3 protein-coding genes and 2 tRNA genes are annotated in these 3,752 nt (G+C 39.0%); all 5 read right to left on the reverse strand.

The features are described from left to right. Nucleotides 1-259 precede the first annotated feature (259 nt). A tRNA-Val gene (locus NT145_05120) sits at nucleotides 260-331 on the reverse strand. A gap of 400 nt (nucleotides 332-731) precedes the next feature. Then, nucleotides 732-805, reverse strand: a tRNA-Ile gene (locus NT145_05125). A 123-nt stretch (nucleotides 806-928) separates the two neighbouring features. Further along, on the reverse strand, nucleotides 929-1,882 hold the full coding sequence (locus NT145_05130) for a sigma-70 family RNA polymerase sigma factor (GenBank protein ID MCX5782068.1): 954 nt from the start codon (nucleotides 1,880-1,882) through the stop codon (nucleotides 929-931). Between the two features lie 23 nt (nucleotides 1,883-1,905). Further along, on the reverse strand, nucleotides 1,906-2,418 hold the full coding sequence (locus NT145_05135) for a hypothetical protein (protein MCX5782069.1): 513 nt from the start codon (nucleotides 2,416-2,418) through the stop codon (nucleotides 1,906-1,908). A 1-nt stretch (nucleotide 2,419) separates the two neighbouring features. Beyond that, on the reverse strand, nucleotides 2,420-3,706 hold the full coding sequence (locus tag NT145_05140) for a toprim domain-containing protein (GenBank protein MCX5782070.1): 1,287 nt from the start codon (nucleotides 3,704-3,706) through the stop codon (nucleotides 2,420-2,422). Nucleotides 3,707-3,752 lie beyond the last annotated feature (46 nt).

Genomic DNA, 3,752 nt, shown 5'->3' on the forward strand with positions numbered 1-3,752 from the left:
TATTCTTAGATTCCTCGGTCTCAGATCGGTACTGATCAAGTGTTTGTTTAAGTTCTGCTATCGTTAAAGGATTATCGGAAAGCTGTTTTTTCAGCTTATCCAAAACACTATCTTTCTCCTGAAGAATTACCAAAAGCTCAATTTGTTGTTTTATGTCCGGCATTTATGCTCCTTTTTGCGCGAAGAAGTCTGTATTTATCCGCTTTCCAAGTAATATTTACTAATTTCTAATCACTATCTACTAATTACTGTCTTAAAATGGGTAGTGCAGGGTTCGAACCTGCGGCCACTCGCGTGTGAGGCAAGTGCTCTTCCGCTGAGCTAACTACCCTATAGTCGCCCTCCTGCGCTAGACGTCTCATCAATAATCATGGCTATTCGCCATTTTGATGAGACAGCTTCGGCAGGGCAAGCGCCCTTACAAAAGCTCGGGCTTACTACGTTGCTTCGCTTCGAGAGGAATTGCTCCGCTCAGCGCTCCCAATTAAGGAAACCTAAGGTTTTCCCATTAAATCGCCGCTCACTTTGTTCGCTGAACCCTTTCCTAAACTGATTAAATATTCAACTAATTCCGTAACTGTTTTCAATTATTTGAATTTTAGCTGAATTGGCTTGTTAAGATATGCAATTTAAGCTTGAATTATATCAACTTTTTACTTTTCGGTCAAGAAAAAAACCCTTGAAAAAACTATCAAGGGTTTATTATAAATATAAATACTTATATTAATATTTGGGCCTGGTAGGACTTGAACCTACGACCAGACGGTTATGAGCCGACTGCTCTAACCAACTGAGCTACAGGCCCTTTTCAGTTATAAGGAACCAGTTAACAGTTATCAGTCACAAACGAATAAGATTTTTCAGAAAAACTGAAGCAAAAAACTAATTGAAATTATACCCAAAACTTTGAAATGTGTCAAACACTTTTTTATTCCAGATATTCTCTTAACGTTTTGCTGCGAGAAGGATGGCGCAGTTTTCTTATAGCTTTTGCTTCAATTTGACGGACACGTTCTCTTGTAACGCCGAAAATTTTACCAACTTCTTCAAGAGTCCTTGGATATCCGGAACCTATGCCATAGCGAAGTCTTATTATGTCTGCTTCACGGGGAGTAAGAGTGCTCAAAATATTTTCAATTTCTAGCTGAAGCCTATAATGCTGGGTTTTTTGAACCGGGCTGGGCCCGCTTAAATCTTCAACAAAATCTTCAAGTTTTGAGTCTTCCTCTTCCCCTACCGGAGTTGAAAGCGATATGGGCTCCTGCATCATTTTCAAAACGCGCCTTACTCTTTCTGCCGAAAGCCTCAGAAGTCTGGTATATTCTTCAATATTTGGTTCGCGCCCGTATTCCTGCTGATATTTTTTCTTTATTTTTGTGAGTTTTGAAATCAGCTCTTTCATATGCACAGGTATTCGGATTGTCCTTGACTGATCTGCAATCGCCCGATTTATTGATTGGCGTATCCACCAGGTTGCATAGGTTGAAAACTTAAAGCCTCTTTTCCATTCAAATTTTTCCACAGCTTTTGAAAGCCCAAGGTTGCCTTCCTGTATCAAATCAGAAAGCTCAAGGTTTGAAATGCCGACATGTTTTTTTGCGATCGAAACTACCAGACGAAAGTTAGCCTCAATGAGCTTCATTTTATCAATATGGATTACGTCTTCAAATTCGCGAATTTTACGATCAGCTTCAATCAAATCTTCAGGGGTAATTGACAGTCCTTCTTTAAGATGATTTTGCCTTGACAGAAGGCTCTGCAGATTTTCTATCTGGACATCAAGATTTACGGGAGAATAACCGGTTTGTTTTTTGAATTCAGCAGCCTTACTCTTGCTTTTTTTAGCAGAACGATACAAACTCAAAAGCCTGTAGTACGGCACTCTATATTTCCTTTCCAGTCTTTTCAGTTCATCATTTTATTCCGCATGCCGCGAAGCTGAGAATAAGACTTTCTTCCCCTGGGCATAAGCTCTTTCGGCGTCATTTCCTGCTGTATAATCAGCGTTTCCCAATTGCGAATTTCCTTGATAATAAGCGGTGATTCAAGGACGACCATTTTAAGCATTTTTTCATTTTCTCTAATGCTGCGCGCTAGATTAATTTCCGTCGCCCTGTCCAATAGAGAAACTTTCGCCATTTCGCTTAAATACATCCTTACAGGATTGATTACTTCTTCTTCGCCTGAAACTTTCTGAGTCTCAGTTTCTTCGGTAGCCACCGCTTCTTTTATGGAATACTCTTTCGGCTGGGATACTACCCTGATACCCAAATTGTTCAGAGTTCCAAAGAAATCATCAATATCCTTGTCTGAGGGAACTTCGGAAGGAATACCCTTGTTTATCTCATCGTAAGTAATGTATCCCTGCTCCTTCGCAGTTTCAACCAAATCCTTAAAAATATCTTTTCTCTTCCTCATTTTATTTCCCCGAACCTTTTAATTGAATGGTAAGTTCTTTAAACAATTCAAACTTTTTATTATCGTAAGGTATAGTGCCGTTTCTCATCATAATTATTTCTTTTTCAAGCTCCTGGCGTGTATTTTCCAGCTCTTTGTTCCTGATGTCTTTAGTTAAATTAGAAAGAGTCTGATCGGGAAATGTGTATTCTTTTTCTTCTAAAAGAATTTCTCTAAACCAAACCCTGTCTTGTTCTTCAAGCTCTTCAATAATTTCAGGGACTGATACCCCGTCTTTCAAAAAATTAAAGATCTTTTTTGTTCTTTCTTCTTTCAATAATTCCTGGTCCAAATCACTAATGCATTCCGGATGCGCCAATATTAACTGCATTATTTCTTCTTCAGCGTTTCTTAGCCTTGTATGTTTTTGTTGGGCACCGCTTTCCTGAAATTCGCTCTTTAAAGGAGCCTTTTTTACAAGACGGCGCAGCTCCGAAATTACAGCATCTTCCCTCACATTTATTTTTTCCGAAACGTGCTTTATCGCTTCACTTCTTAGAATCAGGTTTTTTATTTTAGCTACGAAAGGGAGGATGTCGTTAACCGCCTTCACTTTAGATTCAACTGTTTGAACCCCGAATTTGTCTATTGCATCTTTTATCATAAAATCTATGAAAGATTTTTTCTCTTTTTCTAAAAGATTTGAAAAACTTTCTTTTCCTTCCTTCAAAAGATACTCGTCAAGGTCTATTCCCGCAGGAAGGCTTGCTGTTTTTATGGAAATTTCGCTGTCTAAAAGAGTTTCTATCGCCCTTTTAGTTGCTTCATTTCCGGCTTTATCCGAATCAAATAACAAAATGACGTTTTCGCAATATCGTTTTAAAATATGAGAATGCTGCGCCGTTAAAGATGTTCCCAAGGTCGCAACAGAAGTTGAAAGGCCGAATTGATGAGAAACAATCACATCAATATATCCCTCAAGGACAATTACTTCATTAGTCTTTCTTAAAGCCGGCAAAGCCTGAAATAAGCCGTATAACTGTTGTGACTTTGAATATACCGAAGTTTCCGGGGTATTAAGGTATTTCGGATCATCATCCTTTAACGTGCGCCCGCCGAAAGCAATTACTCTCCCCTGCGAATCAAAAATAGGGAAAACAACTCTATCGGACATATATTCAAAATAGTTTCCCCGCTCAGTTTTCGTTACAAGCCCTGCGGAGACAAGCTGTTCCTTGGAAATTCCTTTTTTTTCAGCTGAACGGATCAGGGAGTCTTTAGGCGCAAACCCAAGCTGAAACGTTTTTATTGATTACTCGTTAATGCCTCTTTTTTTTAAATATTCCCGCGCGGCG

The organism is Elusimicrobiota bacterium (genome assembly GCA_026388075.1).
In the GTDB taxonomy this organism is placed as follows: Bacteria; Elusimicrobiota; Endomicrobiia; order Endomicrobiales; family JAPLKN01; genus JAPLKN01.

Coding starts and splice junctions, on each gene's coding strand:
- NT145_05135 (MCX5782069.1), bottom strand. CDS start 2,418: ATGAGGAAGAGAAAAGATATTTTTAAGGATTTGGTTGAAACTGCGAAG.